At 72.8% G+C, this 1966-nt stretch carries 2 protein-coding genes; one reads left to right on the top strand and one right to left on the bottom strand.

Annotated elements, in window-relative coordinates; all coding sequences use genetic code 11:
• Positions 1-930: transcriptional regulator (locus JHN63_RS50545; protein ID WP_200691859.1), on the top strand; the 930-nt coding region annotated here is incomplete at its 5' end.
• A gap of 31 nt (positions 931-961) precedes the next feature.
• Here JHN63_RS50545 and JHN63_RS50540 read toward each other — a convergent pair.
• Positions 962-1966: acyl-CoA desaturase (locus JHN63_RS50540; protein ID WP_234478927.1), on the bottom strand; the 1005-nt coding region annotated here is incomplete at its 5' end.

The following is a 1966-nucleotide window of genomic DNA, read 5'->3' as shown; positions in this document are numbered from 1 at the left end:
ACCCCCCACAACCGCCGCCGCACCACCCTCCTCACCGCCGCCGCCGTGGTCGTCGTCCTCGCCGCCACCGCGCTCGTCCCCCGTCTGATGTCCGGCGACGGCGGCGACCGGAAGCAGGAAGCCGGGTCGTCCGTCACCTCCGCCGGACAGGCCACCCACTCCTCGTCCACCTCGCCGACGGCGAAGGCGAAGGCGACCTCGACGGCCTCGACCTCCCCCTCCACCTCCCCCTCCGGCAACGCGAGTCCTCCCGGGGCAGCAGCGGCGAAGGACGGGGCGTCCACGAATGCGGGGGCCGGCGGGAGCGCGGACGTGACGGCGGCCGTTCCGCTGACGGTGACCTCCCGGCCGTACGCCTGGGAGAGTCCGTGCAGTCAGACCTACCTGGTCGACAAGGACGCGGCCAAGGTGCCGCCGCCGCCCACCGAGCAGGACGCCCCGAGCTGGGTGAGCGCGCTGGGGGCGGTCTCGGCCGGCAGTCAGTTCCTCGAACTCACCGTGCAGGGCACCGGCAAGGACACCGTGGTGCTCCAGTCCCTGAACGTGCGGGTGGTCGAGAGCGGTGCGCCCGTGGCCTGGAACGCGTACGCCATGGGGTATGTGGGGGTCGGCTGCGGCGGCGGGGTCCCCACGCACTCCTTCGACGTCGGGCTGGACGCGATCCGTCCGGTGGCCACGCCGAAGTCGGGGCAGACGGGACTGCCGTACAAGGTGAGCGAGAGCGATCCCGAGGTCCTCTACATCACGGCCGCCGCCGCGTCCCACAACGTGCGCTGGTATCTGGAGCTGGCGTGGACCAGCGGCACCCGGCACGGCGTGCTGCGGATCGACGACCAGGGGAAGCCGTTCCGCACCAGCGGGATGAGCGGCCGTCCGCGCTACGGCTACTCGCTGGACGAGAGCGAGTGGGTACCGCACCAGGCCGACTGAGACGCCTTCGATACGGCCCTGTAGCCCGGTGTCACGCGGGGCTCGCGCGGCGGGCGGCCACCCGGTCCGGGGTCGGCCAGCGTACGTCGTGGACCCAGCCGGCGCGTTCCATGAGGCGGATGACGGCGGCCGACGGGTCGATCTGGCCGCGGTCGACGCCGTGCCGGGCGCAGGTGGGGTCGGCGTGGTGGAGGTTGTGCCAGCTCTCACCGAAGGAGAGCAGGGCGAGTGGCCACAGGTTGGTGGCGCGGTCGTGGCGGCGGGTGCGGAAGGGGCGTTCGCCGATCATGTGGCAGAGCGAGTTGACGCTCCAGGTGACGTGGTGGAGCAGTGCGATGCGGACAAGTCCCGCCCACAGCAGGCCCGTTACGCCGTACAGCCAGCTTCCGCCGATCGCCCAGCCGAGCCCGAACGGCAGCGCGAGCGTCAGCAGGCACAGCCACGGGAAGGCGCGGGAGACGGCCTGTATGTCGGGGTCGGCGACGAGGTCGGGGGCGTAACGCTCGGGCGGTGTCTGCTCGTTGCGGAACAGCCAGCCGACATGGGCGTCGAGCAGACCGTGCAACTGGCCGCGCAGGTGGGTGCCGTAGCGGTAGGGCGAGTGCGGGTCGCCGGGCCGGTCGGTGAAGGCGTGGTGGCGGCGGTGGGTGGCGACCCAGCCGATGACATCGCCCTGGAAGCTCATCGACCCGGCCACCGCGAGGGCGACGCGGACGGGCCGGATCGCGCGGTACGAGCCGTGGGTGAGCCCGCGGTGGAAACCGACTGTGACGCCGAGACCGGTGATCGTGTAGAAGACGACCGCGAGCACGATGTCGACGGGGTGGATCAGCCGCCCCCACAGCAGCCAGCCGGCCAGACCGAGGCCCAGGAACGGCAGGACGACGATCGCCGCCGTGACGCTCGCATAGATCCGCGCCGCGCCGTCGCGCACGGGCGGCGGACCGTCGTCCGGCGGGAAGGGGGAGGTGCCGTCGTAGGGCGGGGGCGGCGGGTCGGTGCCCGTCGGGACGCCCGTCGTGGACGGGGTGGAAAG

This window comes from Streptomyces sp. MBT65, from assembly GCF_016612545.1.
In the GTDB taxonomy this organism is placed as follows: Bacteria; Actinomycetota; Actinomycetes; order Streptomycetales; family Streptomycetaceae; genus Streptomyces.
The sequence above is the reverse complement of the archived record's forward strand: the minus strand, read 5'-3'. Positions and strand labels throughout refer to the sequence as shown.